The organism is Nesterenkonia cremea, assembly GCF_014642675.1.
Lineage (GTDB): Bacteria > Actinomycetota > Actinomycetes > Actinomycetales > Micrococcaceae > Nesterenkonia > Nesterenkonia cremea.
Genome location: NZ_BMIS01000004.1, coordinates 194,099 through 214,391 on the forward strand (window position 1 = coordinate 194,099; position 20,293 = coordinate 214,391).

The window sequence follows — 20,293 nt, forward strand, 5'->3', positions numbered from 1 at the left end:
ACAAAAAGGGGAGTCTTGGTTGATCGGGGCAGGTCAGGGACGTCTGAGGGGCGGTGGGCTCGCTTCCCCTGCGCTGAGCGCGATAGGTTAGGTGACCGTGGCACTGACTATCGGAATCGTAGGACTCCCCAATGTGGGCAAGTCCACACTCTTCAATGCACTGACCCGCCAGACGATCCTGGCCGCGAACTACCCGTTCGCCACGATTGAGCCCAATGTGGGCGTGGTGAATCTTCCGGACGAGCGGCTGGGCCGACTGGCTGAGATCTTCAGCTCCGAGCGCATCCTGCCGGCCACGGTGTCCTTCGTGGACATCGCTGGCATTGTCAAGGGCGCTTCCGAGGGCGAGGGTCTGGGCAACCAGTTCCTGGCGAATATCCGTGAGGCCCACGCGATCGCCCAGGTGGTGCGCGTCTTCGAGGACGACAATGTCATCCATGTGGACGGCAAGGTGGATCCGACCAGTGACATGGACACGATCGACACTGAGCTGATCCTGGCGGATATGCAGACCCTGGAGAATGCGATCCCCAAGCTGGAGAAGCAGGTCAAGGGCAAGAAGGCTGAGCAGTCCACGCTGGACGCGTACCTGGAGGCCCAGAAGGTCCTTGAGGACGGCCGGACGATCTTCTCGGCCAAGGCCTCTCTGGACATGGATGAGCTCAAGCAGCTTTCCCTGCTGACGGCCAAGCCCTTCATCTACGTGTTCAATGCTGATGAGGGCGTGCTGGGCTCGGAGGAGAAGCAGGCCGAGCTGGCGGCGTCGGTGGCTCCCGCTCAGGCGGTGTTCCTGGACGCGAAGTTCGAGTCCGAGCTGGTCGACATGTCCGAGGAGGAGGCTGCCGAAATGCTCGAGATGAACGGGCAGGAGGAGTCCGGCCTGGATCAGCTGGCCCGAGTGGGCTTCGAGACCCTCGGGCTGCAGACTTACCTCACAGCGGGTCCCAAGGAGGCCCGCGCCTGGACCATCAACCAGGGCGACACTGCCCCCGAGGCTGCCGGAGTCATCCACACTGACTTCCAGAAGGGATTCATCAAGGCTGAGATCGTCAGCTTCGATGACCTCATCTCCGCCGGAACCATGGCTGAGGCTAAGGCCGCCGGCAGGGTCCGCATGGAGGGCAAGGAATACATCATGAAGGACGGCGACGTGGTGGAGTTCCGGTTCAACGTGTGAGGCCTCCGTGCAGTTAGAGCCCCGTCGATCCGCGTGATCGGCGGGGCTCTCTGCTGTCTGGAGTGGCTTTCGCAGGGACCTTATCTGAGGGGCCGGGAGCCGTCGACGAGGAAAGCTTGACCCTGACATTGTGTGAGCCTGTGAGGTGAGGGTGTCATGTTGAGAATCGGGGACTTCGCGAGGCTGGTCGGGGTGTCAGTGCGCATGCTGCGCCACTATGACCAGCTCGGACTGTTGACGCCGGCTTGCACCGATGAGTTCACCGGATATCGCTACTATGAGGTGTCCCAGCTCGATCGGGCCAACCAACTGTTGGCGACGAAGGAACTGGGTTTCTCGCTCGATGAGGTGAGTCAGATGCTGGACGGGGAGCTCGGCGAGGACCGGCTGATTGAGATGCTCAGAGAGCGTGAGGCTGCGCTGGTGGAGCAGATCGACGCCGATCAGCAGCGGCTGAGACGGGTCCGGGTGAGGCTCCTGACGATGGAGAAAGGCACCACCATGTCCACAAGAACATTCACTGAGACGAACCTGCCGGCTGTGCAGCTTGTTCAGCTGTCGGCATCCGTGCCGTCGATGGAAGAGATCGAACCTCAGATCGGCCCGATGTTCGGACGGGTCAATCAGGCGATCGACGAGGCCGCCCTGGCCCGCATCGGACCCGGAGTTGCGCACTACACCGTGACCCACACCGGCATGATCGCCGCCGCGGGGGAGCAGGTGGGCGACGCCGCAGTGCCTGACGGGCTGGAGCCCGGAAGTCTCGATTTCGTGCCGCGTGCGCTCACGACGACGTACGAGGGAAGCGGGATCGACGGAATCCAATCAGCGTGGCAAGGCCTTGTGACCGAGGTCGAAGCTCGTGGTCTCACCCCGACGGGGGTATGTCGCGAGGTGTATCGCGAGACGCCGCTCGCTCCGGGCGGCGAGAAATGGGTGGTCGATCTGCAGCAGCCGGTCGAATGACGAAGACGGAGATCATCGACGGTTATGAGATCAGATATCACGCGAACGGTGCGATGCGATAGTCCAAGGGCAAGGACGATCAGCCGGTCGGCTCCTGGGAGTGGTACCGCGTGGACGAGACACTGAAGCGTTCGGGACACGTCGACGTCGGCGAGCCCGTGGGGGAGTGGATCGCCTACGACACGGCGGGCGAGCCGTATAAGGTCACAGACCGTGGATCCCGCAGCAGCTGATCACGAGTCCCAATGGAGAGTTATCGGTCCAGGAGGCCGGCGGCGGCGAAGGCGCGTTGGTAGATCTGGCGCAGCACCTCGGTTTTCCGCTCGTTGTATGCGCTGATCGCCTCCCCGTGAGAGTTCGATGCTTCTGCCGCGGTCAGCTTGATGTCACGGTATAGCTCCCTGTCCTCGTCGGAATCACGGAGCCAGTCCCGGAACAGGCGGTGTCGGTACGCCTCTGGGCAGCCTGGCGACCAGACGTGCAGATTGCATCGCGGGGTCTCCACAGTGAGGCACCGGTGTTCATACCACCACGGTTCTCGGACGGTGAGCGTGAACCCGGCGCGTTGCAGCTGCGGGAGCCAGACGCTCTCCCGGTTCGAATCTGCCACCGTCAGATCGATGTCGATGACTGGTTTGGCATGAAGGCCCGGGACTGAGGTTGAGCCGACATGCTCGATGCTCAGAGCGCGCATCCCTAATGCGCTGCGGATGCGTTCCGCGATCTCACGGTAGCGGTCCGGCCAGATCGGGTCATAGGGGACCACCGCGATGCTCTCAGGGATAGGTTCTGCGCCGTCGGCGAAAGGCGACGTCCCAGGCGGCGGAGGAGTGTCCCGGAAGGTGACGATCTCGTCGGGGTCCAGCACGTTCTTCACTCCGTCCAGGGGTCATCTGATGACGCGGCGGCTCAACCACCGCACCAGCTTATCGAGCGACTTCAGGATTGATACGGCTGGTGTGGTCAGCCAGGGCTCTCTGAACCCGAGCGTCAGTCCAGCCGGGCCAGCCCCATCCCGGGCTGCCCGTTGCGTGTCCGAGCGAGGGAGCAGCCGTGCTTGCGGTCGAATGAGCCTGCGCGATGCGTTCAGCGTCGGCGACTGACGGCTTCCGGATCACGAGGTTCTCCTGCATCAGACTAGGGTATCTATTCGCCCCCGTCAGCTGGCCCTCCGGCGCTGCAGGTCCTCGGCTCGCTTCGGCGAGCACAGACGCTCGGTAAGGTCGACACATGAGTCTCCCCGCGCCTCAGATCAGCTTCGTCCATCTTCGCCCGCAGGAGGCTGAGGATGCCTCGGCACTTGCTGAGTTCATCGCTGGCCAGCATTACCCCTTCCACGTGCGCAATCGCCCGACTGCCGAGCAGGTGCGAGAGGGCATCGCATCCGGCACTTACGGCTTCGCGCCTGAGCACTATTCGACCGAGCAGGCCGCTGAGACTGATCACCGCGGGTGGTGGATCTATGCGGGGCAGGTGCGGCTCGGCGTCGTCGTCTTGGAAGACCTCACCGATGACGCGCCGCTGTTCGATCTGAGGCTGGCCGATGAGCACCGAGGACAGGGGTGGGGTGTTCCGGTTCTGTGTGCTCTGACCTCCTTGGTGTTCGAGACCTATCCTGAGGTCGACCGTTTCGAAGGCCAGACCCGCGAGGACAACATCCCGATGCGAAAGGTGTTCCTGCGCAGCGGGTTCATCAAAGAGGCCCACTATCGGCGCGGATGGCCGGTGGAGGGAGGCGAACCTGTGGCCTCACTGGCCTACGGGATGCTCCGGCAGGACTGGCAGAGCGGAACGACCACAACGTTCGAATGGAACGATCTCGTCGCCTGACTTCCCGATACCCGGAATCCGGATCCGGAGGCCGTGCGGCTGATTGCTGCGGACCGGGAACTGAGCGAGAACCAGGTCCAAGCTGCTCCGGCCTGACCCGATCACGCCAGCCAGCGGTTGTTCGATAGGGGACTACTGTGGGGCTCTGCTGCAACGTGTAGAGATCTGAAGGAAGAGGCACCCAGGATGATGGACGTTCGCAGGCCGCTGCCGGGCGGCTACGAGGTCGACACTGACACGAGTCGGCTGGACCTGTCGCTCGTCCATGCGTGGCTGTCCACGGATGCTTTCTGGGCTCTCGGCCGGTCTTACGACGCCGTCGAGAAAGCTGCCGATGCCTCGGTGAACTTCGGGGTGTACGACGCCGACGGCGGACAGGCCGGGTATGCGCGGGTCGTCACTGACGGCGTCACGTTCGGTTGGCTGTGCGATGTCTACATCGCGCCCGCGGCCCGTGGTCAGGGCCTCGGCACTTCCTTGGCTCAGGTGATCGTCGATGCCGTTCGTCCTCTGGAGCTGAAGCGCTTTATGCTGTCTACCGTCGACGCCCACGAGGTCTACTCCAAAGTCGGTTTCGAACCTTTCCCGAACCCGCAGAAGCTGATGGTCCTGGAACGTGAAGACAACGCCGGCGTAGTCGAAACCGAATGATCGTCGCGGACGTGGACACCATGAAGGAGCAGAACAGTGAGCGAGCCGGTGCAGATCAGAGAAAGCGCCGACGGCGCCCTCGCCATGCTCTTCGTCCACTCCGATCGGTGGGGGAGCGGCATCGGGTCAGCCCTGCTCCGGCACGTGATCCAGGAGCACGGAGTCACCACCGTGGACGTCAACGAGCGGAACGAACAGGCTGTGGCCTTCTACCGGCACTCCGGCTTCGAGATCACCGGCCGCAGTCCGGTGGACTCTTGCGGCCTGCCGTATCCACTGCTGCATATGCGGCTGTCGAGCGTACTCAGCTCAGAGTGATGATGGGACGCATGATCCGGATCCGTGGTGCTGAGCAAGACGAATTCCTTCGGATTCAGGAGATCGAGCGTGCCGCGGGGGAAGCGTTCCGCGATATCGGAATGCCGGAGATCGCCGACGACGCCCCGCCGAGTCTGGAGGAGCTGGCGGGATACGCCAGCGCTGGGCTGGCATGGGTGGCGGTCGATGCTCAGGGCACGCCAGTTGCGTCTCTGCTCGCCGAGCCGGTGGAGGAAGCCCTTCACATCGAGCAGGTCTCCGTGCACCCAGACGCTGCCCGGCAGGGCATCGGCAGGCGCCTGATCGACCATGCTGGAACGCATGCAGCGGCGCTGGGTCTCAACGCTCTGACGCTCACGACCTTTGTCGACGTCGTCTGGAACGCTCGCTACTACCGTCGAATCGGCTTCATCGACCTGGCCGCGGATCAGCTCACACCCGGCCTGGTCGACGTTCGCCGACGCGAGGCGGAGCTGGGACTCGATCGCTGGCCGAGAGTCTGCATGGTGAGGCCTCTCGACGATCAGCTTCCGGCCGACGGCTGAACGTGAGGGCGTAGGCCTCCGGGTAGAGCGCTTCCAACGCTCCCACATACTCCGGTGACGTGTTCGGGTCACCTCTGGCCAACCGGAAGGTTCACGCTGCCTCCTCAAGGGGACGCGGCAGCTGTGCTGCGAGGGGCTTCCTGAACTTCCACCGCGAGACGTTCCGGTGGAAGAGCTCAGGCCTGGATGAGGCTGCCCTGCAGGGGCGCCGGCCCCGAGGGAGATGACACTCGGCTCCATGCTCAAACACCTGGCGCTGGTCGAGGACTACTGATTCTTCTCTGTCCTGATGGGCAACGCCCGGGCCGCGGCATTCGCCCACGGTGACCGGGAGTGCGCCCGCCACAACAGTCATGCCGACCTGCTCAGGGAGAGCATCGACGGTCTGACCGGTGAGTAGTCGGCTATCGCAGGATCATCCACGACAAGGAGAATGTCATGGAAGCACCAGAGGAGCATCCTGGGATCGACCTCCCACGTGCTATCGGCCGACCGGCCACCGGGGGACTGTTGGAGGCTGAGATCGAGGCTCTGCAGAAGGTGAGCGGCCACTCGGAGAAGGAGCTGCTGGCTCTGCACGGAGTGGGTCCCAAAGCCATCCGGATCCTTCGGGACGCACTCGATGAGCAGGGACTCAGGTTCCGGACCTCAGGTAGATGGTGATGCGGCTCGCCCAATGACTGGTGGAGTGCGGAGCAGTAATTATGCGCGAAATTTGAGTCGTTGTTGAGGTGGCGACAAGAAAGGCGAAATAGCGTGGCGCACGTCCAGCCCATTTCAAGTTTCTATTAAGGAGTGACTTACTCATGCCAACGATGATGAGGACTACTAAGGCGCTGTCTGCTATTACGCTCTCAGGAGCGCTTGTGGTGTCGACGGCCGCGGCATCAACTGCGCAGGCTGAGCTTCCCAATGTTAACGCGGAAACTGTTCCGCAGGAGGAGGTCGGTGAAGGTGCGCTGACTGCGGCCGAAGAGGATGCCCTGATTGAAGAATTCGAAGACGTTATCGAAGCTGCTTCCGCGGCTGGTGATATTACAGCGGAGGAGGCCGAGCAGCTTCAGGCGGAGCTCGACGGAGCCGAGGGTGACGTTGAGAATCGCGCGGCCCCGGTAATTGGTCTTCCTGTTATTCTCGCCTGTGTGGGAACAGTTGGGCTCTCCACTTACCAGGCATACAATGGGGGCGACCCTGTTGAGTACATCGCCCAATCGATCATTGGTTGCATTCCCTTCGGAGCTGCGGCACGGCCTGCTGTGGTCAGCATGATTCAGAATAACCGTGGAGCGGTTGCGAACGCGCTGAAGGCGGTTGGTGCTTCTAGCCTTGCCCTGGCTCTTACGGGCGACAGCGCTCAGTAACAACTGGTGAAAGATGACATGAAGCGTTCAGATCTAGCAGTTGGCGCACTAGCAGTCGTTGCCTACATTCTGACGGTCGTCGGCCTGTTTTCATCCTTCGATGCGAGCGTCATCGTTATTCCGATGATTTGTCTTGCAGCGATTCCCGTGTCACTCTGCGTCAAAGTGATGTTTGAGGGGGCTTCTTCTGCTTCGCGTATTCCGGTGGCGATAATTTCCGTTTTGATTATTGCCCTTTATCTGGTTTCTCTGTTTATTGGTCAGGGTCAGATGTATGCCGTCGTGATCCAGATGATTGCGTGGGCCTTTGTTGGATTCCTGGTAATGAGCAGAGATTCAGGGAGGGCTGAAGCAGCTTAGCGCTGTAGAGGTTCAGCGAAGCGGCTAGATTGTGTTGCAGTGGATGTTGGCCTGTTGTGCTTGTTTGTATGTCTGGTATTGCTAACTTGGTGTTTTATGATGTGCAATAGCGTTGCACCTCAGTGGTGCAGCGCTATTGTGTGTATAGTGGCAAACTCCGGCTTTGGCTATCCCCGCGACGTTGCTCACTTCCCGCGGATCTCGCGGCGGGCCTGGCCGATGATGCGGTCTCGGCGGAACAGCTGCTCCAGGTGTGCCATCTGGGCATCCACCTGACCTGTGCCGTTGGAGAAGGCCTCGAGAGTCTCTTGGTACTGCTTCTCGAAGGCTGTCCAGTCCTTCTTCTTCAGGTGTGGCGCCAGGGCCCGGAGCTCTTCGATGGCGCGCTGTGCCTCGGCACCTTGGGAATGTGCCTCAGCAGTGACTTCGGCCAGAAGCAGCAGCTGACCCCTCCGATCGAGGCCCTTGTCCGAGGAGTCGAACTTATCCATCAGCCCGAAACCGCCGACCAGTACGAGCAGTGCCAGCACGCAGCCGAACACCAGCATCACGATCTCCAGGGCGCTGAAACCCTGATCCATAGTCTCCTCCTCTGAGAGACGCTGTCTTCCGCCAGTCTAGTTGTTGCGGGGCCTGGCGTTGTTCGCAGCACCGCGGGGCTGGGCATAGAAGAGGAGCAGGCCTTGATCGCGGAATCCTGCCGTCCTGCACCTAGCAGGAGAAACGAGCGCAGCGGCTGCGGTTCGAGAACTAAGTGAAGGGACGGCGGCGACTGTGCCCACCACCAGCCTGATGCACGTTGGCCGATTCGTCGAAGCCAGTGCACTCCTCGACTTCTACGTATCTCCTGTTCCCGAATTCTCCTCTGTGGTCCCGGATCACGCTGAAGTTGTCGCTATGAGCGGGCATGCCTCAACGCGGTTGAGCAGCGGCTAGCGATGGGTGAGATGGCCGATCCTTGGGCTGCCCGGCTGGAAGCGCTATGGGCGGCGCTCGAGAAGACATGTGATTCTATTGCCAGTGAATAACTTTCCCCTGGTCACGGCGATTTCCGGCAGCGCAATTGGTTGACAGAGGCGCTGCAGCTCTTCGATGCGATAATGAACGGGATGTGGGAACCGGAGAGCGTAGAAGAGTTCTGGGCGCGGTGCCGGAGCGACCTTGACCATCTTCCGGAGGAAATGCCGGAAGCGTGGGCGTTCGGTGCGACGCGAGAGCATGCCGATGCACTGCTCGAACTCGTTCTCGATGGAGTCAAGACCGGGACTGCGGCGTCGCTCTGGGACCACGAAACCACGGGTGAGGCCGTGCCTGAACCCGGGATGCTGAGCATCATTCTCGACGGCAGGGGTGTGCCACGGGCGCTGCTCGAGACCACGGAGGTGCAGATCGTTCCGTTCGGCGAAGTGAGCGTCGAGCATGCGTTCACAGAGGGCGAGGGTGACCGCACCCTGGAGTATTGGCGACGGGTGCACGAGTGGTTCTGGCGCGAGTACTCGGAGAACCCCCGCGGTTTCGAGCCTGACATGCCGGTGGTATGCGAGCGATTCCGGCTGCTTCGTGTTGAAAGCGTGACTTGATCTTGGTTGCACGATGTCGTGAAGTTCCAGTTCGACCTCTGGTGGCAGTGATCGCTCCATCTGCGGCCCAGGGCCCGTAGTCGCGCAAAGACGGAGGGTCCGCGACGGCACATCGTGCCGTCGCGGACCCTGCCTCCCTGAATTATGGAGGGTTGTCAGCCTTCTCGGATCGTCATCTTGGCGAGTCTGTCGCCGTCGATGTCGAAGGTGAATTCCGATCGGCCGTTGGCGTGGTTCGAGCGCCAGTCCCCGACGACGGTGACTGTGCTGCTGCTGACCTCTACCTCTTCGACAGACAGTACGCCGCGGGAGCCGATGAATTCCTTGTCGCTCCATTTCTTGATGGCGTCGCGACCTGTGAAGATTCGTCCCCAATCGTCGACTGCACCGTCAGTGGTGAAGGCCTCCAGGAAAGCCTGCTCATCATGGGCGTTGACGCTCTCGATGAAAGAGGCCACAGGTTCGGGAATCGTCGGTGTCGTCATAAGTTCGTTCTCCTTGTCGCAGTTGCTCGACCTTTTTGGTCAGCGAGTGGTGTAACCGCCGTTGGCGAAGATGGTCTGCCCGGTGATCCACCAGCCCTCGGAGGCCAGGAACCGGACGATGGGGGCGATGTCCTCGATCTGGGTGAGCTGGTTGCCCATGCCCTGGGACTTGTGGAACTCGACCCGTTCCGGGGTCTCCTGTCCGTAGAAGAACGGGGTGTCCATCGGCCCCGGTGCGACGGCGGTGACGGAGATGCCGCGATCGGCGAACTCTTTGGCTGCGGCCCGTGTGAAGTGTTCGACGGGACTCTTGCCGCCGGCATAGGTGGAATAGCCGTCGGTGAAGGCTGCCAGCAGGGCAGTGACGATCGTGATGATCTTGCCGCCGTCGGCAAGCTGCTGACCGGCCTCCTTGATGAAGAAGTAGGCGGACTTCGCGTTGATGTCGAACATCGAGTCGTACTCATCCTCAGTGGTCTCCACGATCGGCTTGCGCAACACCTTGCCGACGGTGTTCACCGCGATATCGATCTTCCCGATCGCCGCCTCAGCATCTGCGAACAGGCGGGTGACGTTCGCAGGCACTGTGAGGTCGCCCTGGAAGACCGCACCCTTGCCGCCCGCAGCCTCGACGGCTGCGAGGGTCTGCTGGGCGTCAGCCTTGCTCGCATCGGAATTGAAGTGGATCGCTACGTTCGCGCCGGCCTCAGCCGCCTGGCGAGCGACCAGCCCGCCGAGGTTCTTCGCACCACCTGCGACCAGCACGTTCTTGCCTTCGAGAGTGTGAGCTGTCACGTCGCTACCTCCATGTCATTGATATGAATATATGTATCAGTGATACATCTAGTACTGTAGCACTATGACAGAGAGGGTGGGAAGTGATACAAGAGAGCGGCTGATCACGGCGGCTGCCGACCTCATTGCGGCTAGCCCGGGTGAGGACTTCTCTCTGCGTGCGGTGTGCGACGCGGTCGGAGTGAAGATGCCGACGCTGTATCACTTCTTCGGCTCTAAGCAGGGCCTCATCGACGCTGTCATAGAGCACGGCTTCGATCTCTACCTGGGTGAGAAGGCGTCGATGGAGAATTCCGGCGATCCGATACAGGACATCCGTGCTGGATGGGACGCACATGTGGCGTTCGGGCTGGAGAATCCCGGTTTCTACACGTTGATGTATGGCAAGGTCCGGCCAGGCTATTCTCCGGCTGCTCAGTCGCGGCCCAGCGAGATCCTCCGCGGCCTGACTGCTGAGGCGGCCAAGCAGGGGCGCCTCGTGGTTCCTTCGGAGCAGGCGGCCGCGCATATACTTGCGGCCAACATCGGAGTGACCCTGCGTCAGATCATTTTGGCTCAGGCGGATCAGGAGCTGTCCCGGGCCATGCGGGAGGCGACGATCGCCGCGATCACCGGCACAGGGACCTCAAGGGGCGGCCCGCTGGCCGCAGCGATTGAGGTCGCGGCTGCGAACGCAGATGTGCTCGGGCCAAGTGAGACTCAGCTGCTGATCGAATGGCTCAGCCGGCTGAATAGGAGCAGCTCAATTTCTTAGGCACGAGGGAGTGCCCGGGAAAAGGCCTATGCTATCTGGTTCACAGTCCGCCACATTCCTTACGCGGGCATCTCCAGCTCGGCGTCCCAGGCCATCTCGGTGCGTCGCCATCGGGTCCGCTGAGAATCAGAACCTGCTGAGCTCACCAGCTGTTCCACCTGCTGATCCAGCCAACCACGCCACTGCAGAATCCTTTCGTTGGCCGAAAGGGCCAGCAGAGGCTGGGCATAGACATCCAGGACTCCACCCAGGTCCCCTTCGGTCAGGAGCTGCTCAAGCCTTCCCACATCAGAGTCAACTGTGAGGCCTTCAGCAAAGCGGTACGGCTGGGACAGCAGGAGATCCCCCAGGTGCCTCCGCAGTCGATGCATCTCCGTCCGCACGGTTCCGGTCAGCCCGAAATCTCCGTAGAGCTCACTGGTCAGCTCCGCAGCGGACCATCCGCGCCGGCGTGATGCCAACATCGCGAGCATCTCTGCACTGCGCAGCGGAATCTCTGCCCAAGGTCCTCCTGCTGTCGAGACGGCAGGCTGGGAACCGAGCAGCCTGACACGAAGGTGGGCACCCTCCGAGTGATCCTTCGGCTGAGCCCGCAGCAGTCCTGCGGTCAACCGCGCGCTGAACTGCACCATGGAGATGATCTCTTCGCCTATGGTTGCCCGTGGCCCGGAGATGTCGAGAATGCCCAGGAGCGATCCTGACGCTGGGCAGGTGATGGGGGCCGCCATGCAGGTGAAGCGCTGGTGGCTGTGCGCGAAGTGCTGCTCGCCAGACATCAGAGACGCCGTTTCGGTTCTCAGAACCTGAGAGATCGCATTGGTCCCTACGCTGGACTCAGCCCAGGCAGCACCCTCGACGAAGCCGATCCCATCCGCGTCCTTCAGCGCATTCTGAGTGCCGAACCTCCACAGCACATCCCCGAAGGGGTCCGTCAGAATCATCACCTGCTCCTTGGAGCTGGATGCGGAGAAAGCTTCCCACACCGGACCGATGATCTCAGCCAGGCCGCTGCGACGGCGTCGTTGCTCAATGTCATTGTCGCTGTGCACCTGGGATGGTTCCTCCAGCTCGCGGGAGAGGCCCATTCTCTCGCACCTCGCCCAGGCTTCGGCGTCCGCTGCCAGGGCCGAAGGTGCCACTGCGTGCGTCATGGGCGTGGTTCCAGACTCTGCAACCGGCATGTAACCCCCTGAAGCCTAAGGTCGATCTGTAGGTGTGATGCAGATCACTGTTCAGTCTGCGGGATGTCGTGAGCTGCGTCCACCGCGGACCAGTTTTCGACCACGAATGTGAGGAGCAACGATGACACGGCACAACACCTCTCAGGCATTCAGCCCAGCCGAGGATTCGGCGAACACCATCGCCGAGGAGTGGCTGCAGAGCTTCTCTGAAGCGTTGGACTCCCGTGACGCACAGCGGGTCGCAGATTCCTTCGAGCCCGGCGGATTCTGGCGAGACTTCGTCTCCTTCACCTGGAATCTGCACACTGCAGAGGGCCGCGAGCAGATCGAGAAGGTCGCCGCCGAGACCTTGGGTCATGTCTCGCCGCGCAACTGGTGCATCACCGAAGAGCAGGTCACCGACGGTGGCGTCACCACTGCCTGGCTGGATTTTGAGACCAACGCGGGCAAGGGGCAGGCGGTCGTTCGGATCCGCGACGGCGTCGCCTGGACGCTGCTGACCGTTCTGGAGGAGCTGCGGGGATTCGAGGAGCCGGTGGGTCGCCGTCGTCCTCTGGGCGTCAGCCATCGCATCACCAAAGGACGCAAGACATGGCTCGAGGCTCGGCAGGAGCGCGAGGCAGCGCTGGGGACGAGTGAACAGCCGTACGCTCTGATCGTCGGAGGCGGACAGGGTGGTATCGGGCTGGCATCACGTTTGGAGAATCTCGGTGTTCCGACCCTCGTGGTGGACCGCTATGAAGCTCCGGGGGATGCCTGGCGCAACCGATACAAATCTCTGCATCTGCACGATCCGGTGTGGTACGACCATCTTCCGTATCTGAAGTTCCCCGACAACTGGCCGGTCTTCCCTGCCAAGGACAAGATCGCAGATTGGCTCAAGCACTACGTGGATCTCATGGAGCTGAACTACTGGTCCCGCACCACGTGCACGAGTGCACAGTGGGAGGAAGAGGCTCAGCGGTGGGAAGTCGTGGTGGACCGCGACGGCGAAGAGGTCACCTTGTATCCCACACAACTCGTCTTCGCTCTGGGGGTCTCCGGCTACCCGCATACTCCGGTGTTACCCGGCCAGGACGATTTTGCGGGCGACCAGCATCATTCCTCCCGACATCCCGGCGGTGACACCTACGCGGGAAAGCGCGCGGTGGTGATCGGCTCCAACAACTCCGCCCATGACATCTGTGCCAGCCTCTGGGAGCACGGCGCAGATGTCACCATGGTTCAGCGATCCTCCACGCACATCGCGCCCAGTCACTCGCTCATGGAGCTTGTGCTGGGGCCGCTGTACTCTGAAGATGCGGTGGAGGCAGGCATCGATACGGACCGGGCCGACAGGCTCTTCGCCTCCTGGCCCTACCGCATCCTGCCTGATGTCCAACGGCCAGCCTTCGAGCAGATGCGAGAGGACAATGCTGAGTTCTACCAAGCGCTGGAGGATGTCGGCTTTGCGCTTGATTTCGGGGAGGACGGTTCGGGTCTCTTCCTGAAGTACCTGCGTCGCGGTTCCGGCTACTACATCGACGTCGGTGCTTCACAGCTCTTGATCGACGGTGAGGTGGGGTTGCGCTCCGGGCAGGTGGATCACCTGACCGAGAACTCCGTCGTACTCGCCGACGGCACGGAGCTGCCCGCGGATCTCGTGGTCTATGCCACCGGTTTCGGGTCCATGAACCAATGGCTGGCGGACCTCATCTCCCCGGAGGTCGCCGATGCTGTGGGTAAATGTTGGGGCTACGGGTCGGACACCACGCGAGACCCCGGCCCTTGGGAAGGAGAGCTGCGCAATATGTGGAAGCCCACCAACGTGGACAACCTCTGGTTCCACGGCGGGAACCTGCATCAGTCCAGGCATTATTCCAAGTATCTGGCGCTTCAGCTCAAGGCTCGCTATGAGGGCCTGGATACTCCTGTCTTCGCACTTCAGCCCTCACACCACAAGTCGTGAGGTCATATGGAGAGTCGGTGCGGAAGAGTCACCGGCTGAGCGAGCTCTGCCAGCTGGTCGGTGATGTTGCGCGGCTCCCGTCCGAGCAGCTGAGCGAGAGCGGGATCGGAGTGTGTGAAATAGCCGCTGCGCGTGGCCTGGAGCATCGACAGGGTGAAGCGAGCAGCCGGTTCGGGCACGCCGTGCGCCACCGCGACGGCGACCCAGGTCTCGTCCACGACGAGCTGGGTGAGCAGGGGCACGACGCCGGTGTCCTGGTCCGGGAGTGCACATCGGGCGATTTCCACGCGTTGAGCACCGACACCGCTCTCGTGCTCGAGCATGGCGGCAGGCCGCCCTGGCATGGTCACGATCGCCGCACCGAGTTCATCCTGGGTGGGATCTGCCGAACGCCGTGAGCCTCGGGAGCGGGGTCCGGGGCGGGCACTCAGCTGCTTCGATTGGTGGTGGTCCTGGCCTTGTGTCACGATGAAGCCGCACCTCCATCTGCTCCCCACGGGCAAGAGAGCCTCCACCCCTCATCAATGGACACATCCAGTTCGGACAGAATCTCACCGGGCCCGCCGCCGCGAAGCCTCGGAGACACTTCTGCGCCGGTGAGCGGACCACTCGGACGCCGTGGTCTGCTGGGCCTGTTCGCCGCAGGTGCGGTGACTGCGGTGGCCTCCGGCTGCTCTGAGCGGACCGTGGACGGTCCGGAGGGCAATCCCAGCACCGGCCCGGCGAGTCCCGGCGCTGGGACCTCCAGCCCTTCTGACTCCACGGGCGGCACCGGCGGTGAGTCAGATGCCGGTTCACCGCCGTCCAAAGATGAGATCGTCAGCCAGTATGCCGATGCGCACCCGGGGGAGTTCGGCCTGGAGGTCTCAGGGGTGCGCCTTGCTCTGCCGGAGGGATGTTCTGCAGCGGCCCTGACCTTCGACGCCTGTGATGATGAGTCCGGCGTCGATGAGCAGCTGCTGCAGGGCCTGATCCGACGCGAGATTCCCGCGACGCTCTTCGTCAATCGGCGGTGGGCACAGGCGCACCCAGACACGATGGAGATGATCGTCGATGAGGAGCTCTTCGCGGTGCAGAACCACGGAGACGAGCATCGGCCTCTGTCTGTCAGCGGTGCGGCCGCCTACGGGGTGGCGGGGACGGCGTCGCCTGCTGAGGTCTTTGACGAGATCATGGGGAACCAGAACTTCCTCCGTGAGGAATACGGCGTCGAGTGCGACTTCTTCCGGTCTGGAACAGCTCACCTGGATGAGACATCCGCGCAGATATGCCGGGACCTGGGGCTGACTCCCGTGAACTTCACCGTCAATCTCGACGACGGAGGGACGTTGCCCCCCGAAGCTGTGGCAGCACGCGTTGGTGAGATCTCGTCCAGGGACATCGCGCTGGGACACTTCAATCAACCTGGCTCCGGCACTCACGCGGGCCTGCAGGAGGCGTTGCCGCAGCTTCTCGAACAGGGCCTTCGGTTCGTGACCCTCCAGCAGGCCTGCTGAAGGTCCGAGTACGGGACGAGGCGAACGCCTCGTCCCACAGCTGCAGACCTGGCCGACGGGTATAGTGAGCCAGCTGCAGAACCCGAGACTCTCGCGGGAGGAGGTCGCCCGAACGGCGCTTCATATCCTCGACGAGCTTGGACTGCCAGATCTGACGATGCGGCGGCCGGTGGGTGGGAGAATCAGCTGCGGCTTGTGGCGCTGGCCCACCGTGACGCGCTTCTGTCGTATCGGGACAGCGCAGAGATCGTGTCGAGCTCTTTGGCGCTCGGGCTCGGGAGGAATCCTGCATTCTCCAGACTCTGCGGCGGTTCGGAGTGGACACCATCATCGCTGGACTGCGGCAGCAGTCCCTCACGAGCCCTGGCTGAGTCTGGCAGATCGAGTGCTGCTGTGTCCGGCCGCAGAGAGTCACCGCACCACCTCCACGACGGCGGCTATGCCCAGCCCGCCGCCCACAGAGACTGCGGCGGCCCCGAGTGTTCCGGCCGGCGCACCGGAGGTGACCAGTCGGCTGAACAGCCGAACTGCGGCGACCGCGCCGCTGGCTCCCCAGGGATGGCCCAGCGCCAGCGCCCCTCCATCGGCACAGACGCGGGGGTCATCGTCGTCGATGCCCAGTCTGGCCAACACCGCCACAGTCTGCGAGGCGAATGCTTCCACGATCTCCAGTGCGTTCACGTCGCTGGTCTCTGCTCCCAGCCGTGCCAACGCATGCTGCAGCGCCGGTGCTGCGCCGAGCCCCGGCAGAGAGGGGTCGCATCCGACCATCGCATGTGAGCGAAGCGCCAGACCTGGCAGGTTCTGCTGCCGCGCAGCCGAGGCTGGAGCGAGCAGGACTGCAGCTGCGCCGTCGTTGATCCGGGTGGAGTTGCCGGCAGTGACAGTTCCCTGCCGAGTCAGCGGCGGAAGCCGGGGGATCACCCCGGAGCGTCGTCCGATCCCTTCGTCCGCATGCAGCCCCCCCAAGGGAACCAACTCGGAGCTGAACCGCCCTGCGGTCAGAGCCTCAGCAGCCCGGTGGTGGCTCAGTTGGGCGTAGCGGTCCTGGCGCAGGCGGGAGATGCCGGAAGCGGTGGCCAGATCTTCGGCTGCCTGCGGCATATCCGGATCAGGGAAACCCTGTGGGGTGAACCGTGCCCGCGAATAGGCAGTCCCGCCGATCGATCTGATGGGCGCGGTTGAGGGGCTCTCTGCTCCCCCGCCCAGTCGCAGTCCCGAATCACCTGCCCGGATCGGTGCTGCAGCATCGAGGATCGCAGCCAGACCGCTGCCGCATTGTCTGTCGACGGAACCTCCCGGAACATGGTCGCCCAACCCTGCGGCGAGAGCGGCTGCGCGAGCGGGATTTCCTCCCGGACCCATACAGTTGCCGAGTACGACGTCGCTGATCCCTCCTGCGGCTGTCACGAGTTCGTCGGCGTCCTCGCAGAGTGCACGCAGCACCGGGGAAGTCAGTTCGACCAGGCCGAACTGTGCCAGTCGGCGGGCTTTGGAAGCGATGGGTGTCCGGCGGGCGGCGACGATGACCGGAGTCGAGGCAGGCAGATCACTCAAGCCGTGGCACCTGTCCGGATTCGGCCCGGTTCTGAAGGGTGCCGCGAGCCGGTTTGCCCGAGACTGTCCGTGGGATCTCGGTGCAGAACCAGAGCCGCGGCCGGTGGGTGGGAGGCAGGGCGTCCGCCGCCGCCTGCTTCAGACTCTCAGCACGCGGCGGTACGCCTCCGGTCGGCTCCACCGCTGCGGCCACCAAAGCTCCGACCCGCGGGCGCCGCAGGCCGAAGACAACAGCATCACCCACACCCTCCACGCCGCGCAGGACGCCTTCGACCTCATCAGGGACGATCGTCGCGGAGGCGCTGAGGATGGCGCTGTCGGTACGTCCCAGGAGGCGCAGTCGGCCGGCCCCGCTCCGGTGGTCCCCGTCCCACTGAGCCCGATCACCTACGGTGGCCCACGAACCGCTGCGCCTCAGCGGCCCATCAGCGCTCTGCCCTGGTCCAGGGAGGTACCCCTCGGCGAGATAGGGAGACCGCACCCAGAGCTCATGATCATCCACCGCGACCTCCACCCCGGGGAAGGGTGTCAAGCCTGCCCCTGAGTCCGTCGCCACCAGGGAGAGCTCGGCGGCGCCGTAGTAGGCGATGACCCTGATCCCCAGGTGTTCCGCCTGCTGACGCAGCCGCAGGTCGAGATGTGATCCGCCGACCAGAGCTGTGCGTAGCCGTGAGGGCGCTCCGGCCTCGATCAGTGCACGGAACGTCTGCGGAGTGCCGTGGAAGCAGGTGGCCTCCGCGAAGTCCCGGGCCTGAGGGGTGCGGCCGCTGGCGAACAGCGGGACGGGGCCTCCGGCCAGTCGGTGGCCCAGGGAGAAGAGGGTGAGCGACGACGACGCCGGGCTGGGGAGTGCCACCCGGTCCTCCGGACCGATGCCCAGTTCCTCCTCCAGTCTTGGGTAGGAGAGCTCCCAAGAGGCTGCGGTGCGCAGTACGATGCGGGCAGTCCCACTGCTGCCGGAGGTCAGTGCGGCCCAGCCGACTCCGGGAGGACAGGCGTGTGCGGCGGCCCGCGCCGCGATCCGGCGCCATTGCGATTCCGGCCACCTGTCATCGCCCACCAGCGGGACATCTCCGGCGGCTCTGATGCTGCGCAGTCGCGCCATCAGGGCCTGAGGGGCGAGACCTCTGAGCGGCACGAGTCGGGGATGCCGACTCATCCCACGACCTGCTCGATGCTGGGAGCCCCACTCATGCGCCGAGTCACATGAGGTCGGTCGGTCAGGTCACGGTCAGCTGTGATGCCTGCCGGGCTCATCGGCCCCGGACCAGCCCAGAGGGCGAGGGCGGAAGGCGAAACCCTCATTGAACGTTGCTCAGCCGGCATGCGGGCCAGTGTAGAGCGATGTTGAACGACGTTCAATAATGGGGTGGACCAGCACCGGTTCGTCACAGGTCAGGCACAGTGGGAACGGCCTTCGGGCCCGGTTTAGGAGAGACGCAGCCGGGGTGGGAGTGGACGCGGTGGCGCCAGGGGACCCCGGCATCGGCATGTGAGCGTGATGACCATGCCGGTGACGGAGGTCTCCACGTGCCGTCATCGGATCAGCTCTGCAGCCAGGCCGTGGCTTCGCCGGGGAGCTCACCGTCCGTCGTGAGAGGGGAAGAGCTCAGCAGCAGCTCACCCGAGGGGAGCGTGGCAGGAACCTCGCCGAAATTGGTGACGCAGATCCAGCCGTTGGGTCGGCGGAAGGCCAGCACGGTGTCGTGGTGCGTCGACAGCCACTCCAGAGCTTCCCGCGACTGCAGCTCCCGGCGCAGCCTGAGGGCGCTGCGGTAGAGATTCAGGGTCGACTCCGGGTCCTGTTCCTGGGCCTCTACGCTGTAGCGAGAGAACCACTCCGGCTGAGGCAGATGGGCCTGCCCCGGGCCGAAGCCGTAGGAGCCGCCCTGCCGTGACCACGGCAGCGGAACCCGGCATCCGTCGCGGCCGACGCTGACGCCGGGACTGTTGAAGAACGTCGGGTCCTGCCGGTCTGCATCGGGGATCTCTGCCACCTCATGCAGCCCCAGCTCTTCACCCTGGTACAGATAGGCGCTACCCGGCAGTGCAAGTTCGAAGAGCGTAGCTGCCCGCGCCCGGCGCAGTCCGCCCTCGGCGTCGAGCCGCGGCTCACTTCCCCGAGAGAGGAGCCAGGAGGTGCCGGCCTTCTCATCCGCCGGAGCCTGTGGGTCCTCGGCCGGGGTGGGAAGACCATAGCGAGTGGCATGCCGGACGACGTCATGGTTGGAGAACACCCAGGTGGAGGATGAACCCGAGGCCTCAGAGAGTCCGAGGTTGAACGAGACGATGTCACGGAACTGGGCGGCGTCGAAGTCTGCTTCGAGCAGGTCGAAGTTGAACGCCTGACCCAATCCTTCGGCAGAAGCATACAGAGGGCGTCGCTCGGAGGAGACCCAAGCTTCGGCCACACCGATCCTGGGCGGGCTGTACTCCTCGAAGACCTGCCTCCATTCCCGGTAGATCTCATGGACGTCGTCGCGGTCCCAGATGGGATGGCTGCCGTCCTGGGGCATGGTGTCCATCTCCGCTTGGGTGGGCAGGTTCTCGGGCAGGTCTTTGGTCAGCCCATGGGCGACGTCGATGCGGAATCCGTCGACTCCGCGGTCGGACCAGAAGCGGAGGGTCTTCTTGAAATCCTCTCGAACCTCCGGGTTCTTCCAGTTCAGGTCCGGCTGCTCTTGAGCGAAGTTGTGCAGGTACCACTGGCCGGGGGATCCGTCCGGCTCGGTGATGCGAGTCCAAGCGGGGCCTCCGAAGATCGATTCCCAGTCCGAGGGAGCCTGCGCGCCGTCGGGGCCGAGGCCGTCACGGAAGATGTAGCGATCGCGGGCAGGCGAACCCTTGGGGGAGCGCCGCGCTTCTTGGAACCATGCGTGCTGGTCGGAGGTGTGGTTGGGGACGATGTCCACGATGAGCCTGATGCCGGCCTCGGTCAGGGCGGCGCTCATCTCTTCGAAATCGTGGAGAGTGCCGATCTTCGGGTCCACGTCACGGTAATCATCGACGTCGTAGCCGCCGTCGGCCAGCGCGGAGGGGTAGAAGGGGCTGAGCCAGACGGCGTCGACTCCGAGGTCCTTCAGGTACGGAATGCGTGAGGTGATGCCGCGCAGATCGCCGATGCTGTTGCCGTCAGCATCGGCGAAGGACCGGGGGTAGATCTGATAGACGGCCGCCTGGCGCCACCAGTCCGCATCGGCAGAGAGGGCACCGGTCTGAGCAGTGGTGTCGGCAGCAGAGCCGACGGACGAATCGATGGACACGATGTCGTTCCTTTCGGGGTGGGTGT

Annotated in this window: 24 protein-coding genes; 15 read left to right on the forward strand and 9 right to left on the reverse strand. The window is 63.5% G+C overall.

The genetic code is table 11. The annotated features are described in order from the left end of the window. Positions 1–97: 97 nt before the first annotated feature. The 3 genes from ychF (at position 98) to IEW85_RS14560 (ending at position 2,376) form a co-directional block, all read left to right on the forward strand. Positions 98–1,177 (forward strand): redox-regulated ATPase YchF, encoded by a 1,080-nt coding sequence (gene ychF, locus IEW85_RS06320; RefSeq protein ID WP_188683825.1) that lies wholly within the window; start codon positions 98–100, stop codon positions 1,175–1,177. 156 nt (positions 1,178–1,333) lie between these two features. Continuing rightward, entirely contained in the window at positions 1,334–2,143 is an 810-nt protein-coding gene (locus IEW85_RS06325) for a MerR family transcriptional regulator (protein WP_188683827.1), read from the forward strand. A 110-nt stretch (positions 2,144–2,253) separates the two neighbouring features. Continuing rightward, positions 2,254–2,376 carry a hypothetical protein gene (locus tag IEW85_RS14560; RefSeq protein ID WP_268234657.1) on the forward strand — a complete coding sequence of 41 codons (123 nt, stop codon included), beginning with the start codon at positions 2,254–2,256 and terminating at the stop codon, positions 2,374–2,376. 20 nt (positions 2,377–2,396) lie between these two features. On the opposite strand, the gene IEW85_RS06335 is transcribed toward IEW85_RS14560, so the two are convergent. Then, positions 2,397–3,020: a GrpB family protein gene (locus tag IEW85_RS06335; RefSeq protein ID WP_229658851.1), complete on the reverse strand. Its 624-nt coding sequence runs from the start codon at positions 3,018–3,020 to the stop codon at positions 2,397–2,399. Between the two features lie 353 nt (positions 3,021–3,373). Between IEW85_RS06335 and IEW85_RS06340 the strand changes: the two genes are divergently transcribed. The 8 genes from IEW85_RS06340 (at position 3,374) to IEW85_RS06375 (ending at position 7,208) form a co-directional block, all read left to right on the forward strand. Then, a complete protein-coding gene (locus IEW85_RS06340) occupies positions 3,374–3,973 on the forward strand; it encodes a GNAT family N-acetyltransferase (protein ID WP_188683831.1) in 600 nt (199 codons plus the stop codon). Between the two features lie 186 nt (positions 3,974–4,159). Then, complete coding sequence (locus tag IEW85_RS06345) at positions 4,160–4,624, forward strand: GNAT family N-acetyltransferase (protein WP_308420869.1); 465 nt, start codon at positions 4,160–4,162, stop codon at positions 4,622–4,624. 36 nt (positions 4,625–4,660) lie between these two features. After that, positions 4,661–4,942: a GNAT family N-acetyltransferase gene (locus tag IEW85_RS06350; RefSeq protein WP_229658852.1), complete on the forward strand. Its 282-nt coding sequence runs from the start codon at positions 4,661–4,663 to the stop codon at positions 4,940–4,942. Between the two features lie 11 nt (positions 4,943–4,953). After that, positions 4,954–5,487 carry a GNAT family N-acetyltransferase gene (locus tag IEW85_RS06355; protein WP_188683970.1) on the forward strand — a complete coding sequence of 178 codons (534 nt, stop codon included), beginning with the start codon at positions 4,954–4,956 and terminating at the stop codon, positions 5,485–5,487. A gap of 289 nt (positions 5,488–5,776) precedes the next feature. After that, positions 5,777–5,887 carry a DUF664 domain-containing protein gene (locus IEW85_RS14695; RefSeq protein WP_229658853.1) on the forward strand — a complete coding sequence of 37 codons (111 nt, stop codon included), beginning with the start codon at positions 5,777–5,779 and terminating at the stop codon, positions 5,885–5,887. 38 nt (positions 5,888–5,925) lie between these two features. Beyond that, positions 5,926–6,150, forward strand: coding sequence for a helix-hairpin-helix domain-containing protein (locus tag IEW85_RS06365; RefSeq protein WP_188683833.1), 225 nt, complete (start codon positions 5,926–5,928; stop codon positions 6,148–6,150). Between the two features lie 143 nt (positions 6,151–6,293). Then, on the forward strand, positions 6,294–6,848 hold the full coding sequence (locus IEW85_RS06370) for a hypothetical protein (protein WP_188683835.1): 555 nt from the start codon (positions 6,294–6,296) through the stop codon (positions 6,846–6,848). A gap of 18 nt (positions 6,849–6,866) precedes the next feature. Continuing rightward, entirely contained in the window at positions 6,867–7,208 is a 342-nt protein-coding gene (locus tag IEW85_RS06375) for a hypothetical protein (protein ID WP_188683837.1), read from the forward strand. A 185-nt stretch (positions 7,209–7,393) separates the two neighbouring features. On the opposite strand, the gene IEW85_RS06380 is transcribed toward IEW85_RS06375, so the two are convergent. After that, positions 7,394–7,789 carry a hypothetical protein gene (locus IEW85_RS06380; protein WP_188683839.1) on the reverse strand — a complete coding sequence of 132 codons (396 nt, stop codon included), beginning with the start codon at positions 7,787–7,789 and terminating at the stop codon, positions 7,394–7,396. Between the two features lie 528 nt (positions 7,790–8,317). Between IEW85_RS06380 and IEW85_RS06385 the strand changes: the two genes are divergently transcribed. Beyond that, the gene (locus IEW85_RS06385) at positions 8,318–8,788 is read left to right on the forward strand and encodes an ASCH domain-containing protein (RefSeq protein WP_188683972.1); all 471 of its coding nucleotides are present in this window, start codon (positions 8,318–8,320) and stop codon (positions 8,786–8,788) included. Between the two features lie 155 nt (positions 8,789–8,943). Here the strand turns inward: IEW85_RS06385 and IEW85_RS06390 are convergent, their stop codons facing one another. Next, complete coding sequence (locus IEW85_RS06390) at positions 8,944–9,273, reverse strand: nuclear transport factor 2 family protein (protein ID WP_188683841.1); 330 nt, start codon at positions 9,271–9,273, stop codon at positions 8,944–8,946. A gap of 39 nt (positions 9,274–9,312) precedes the next feature. Next, positions 9,313–10,068, reverse strand: a complete 756-nt coding sequence (locus IEW85_RS06395; protein WP_188683843.1) for an SDR family oxidoreductase — start codon at positions 10,066–10,068, stop codon at positions 9,313–9,315. 64 nt (positions 10,069–10,132) lie between these two features. Between IEW85_RS06395 and IEW85_RS06400 the strand changes: the two genes are divergently transcribed. Then, positions 10,133–10,822 (forward strand): TetR/AcrR family transcriptional regulator, encoded by a 690-nt coding sequence (locus IEW85_RS06400; RefSeq protein ID WP_188683845.1) that lies wholly within the window; start codon positions 10,133–10,135, stop codon positions 10,820–10,822. 59 nt (positions 10,823–10,881) lie between these two features. Here the strand turns inward: IEW85_RS06400 and IEW85_RS06405 are convergent, their stop codons facing one another. Further along, entirely contained in the window at positions 10,882–11,907 is a 1,026-nt protein-coding gene (locus IEW85_RS06405; protein WP_188683847.1) for a helix-turn-helix domain-containing protein, read from the reverse strand. A gap of 217 nt (positions 11,908–12,124) precedes the next feature. On the opposite strand from IEW85_RS06405, the gene IEW85_RS06410 reads away from it, so the two are divergent. Beyond that, positions 12,125–13,951: a flavin-containing monooxygenase gene (locus tag IEW85_RS06410; RefSeq protein ID WP_188683856.1), complete on the forward strand. Its 1,827-nt coding sequence runs from the start codon at positions 12,125–12,127 to the stop codon at positions 13,949–13,951. 2 nt (positions 13,952–13,953) lie between these two features. Here IEW85_RS06410 and IEW85_RS06415 read toward each other — a convergent pair whose 3' ends face one another. Continuing rightward, entirely contained in the window at positions 13,954–14,418 is a 465-nt protein-coding gene (locus tag IEW85_RS06415) for a hypothetical protein (RefSeq protein WP_188683859.1), read from the reverse strand. Positions 14,419–14,547: 129 nt separating this feature from the next. On the opposite strand from IEW85_RS06415, the gene IEW85_RS06420 reads away from it, so the two are divergent. Continuing rightward, positions 14,548–15,447, forward strand: coding sequence for a polysaccharide deacetylase family protein (locus IEW85_RS06420; protein ID WP_188683861.1), 900 nt, complete (start codon positions 14,548–14,550; stop codon positions 15,445–15,447). 411 nt (positions 15,448–15,858) lie between these two features. Here the strand turns inward: IEW85_RS06420 and IEW85_RS06425 are convergent, their stop codons facing one another. The 3 genes from IEW85_RS06425 to IEW85_RS06435 all read right to left on the reverse strand — a co-directional run bounded on the left by IEW85_RS06425 (position 15,859) and on the right by IEW85_RS06435 (position 20,267). Continuing rightward, entirely contained in the window at positions 15,859–17,004 is a 1,146-nt protein-coding gene (locus tag IEW85_RS06425) for a thiolase family protein (RefSeq protein WP_229658854.1), read from the reverse strand. After that, positions 16,997–18,109, reverse strand: coding sequence for a class I adenylate-forming enzyme family protein (locus IEW85_RS06430; RefSeq protein WP_229658855.1), 1,113 nt, complete (start codon positions 18,107–18,109; stop codon positions 16,997–16,999). Before IEW85_RS06430 ends, IEW85_RS06425 begins: the two co-directional genes overlap by 8 nt. A 439-nt stretch (positions 18,110–18,548) precedes the next feature. Beyond that, a complete protein-coding gene (locus IEW85_RS06435; protein ID WP_373286546.1) occupies positions 18,549–20,267 on the reverse strand; it encodes a glycoside hydrolase family 13 protein in 1,719 nt (572 codons plus the stop codon). Positions 20,268–20,293 lie beyond the last annotated feature (26 nt).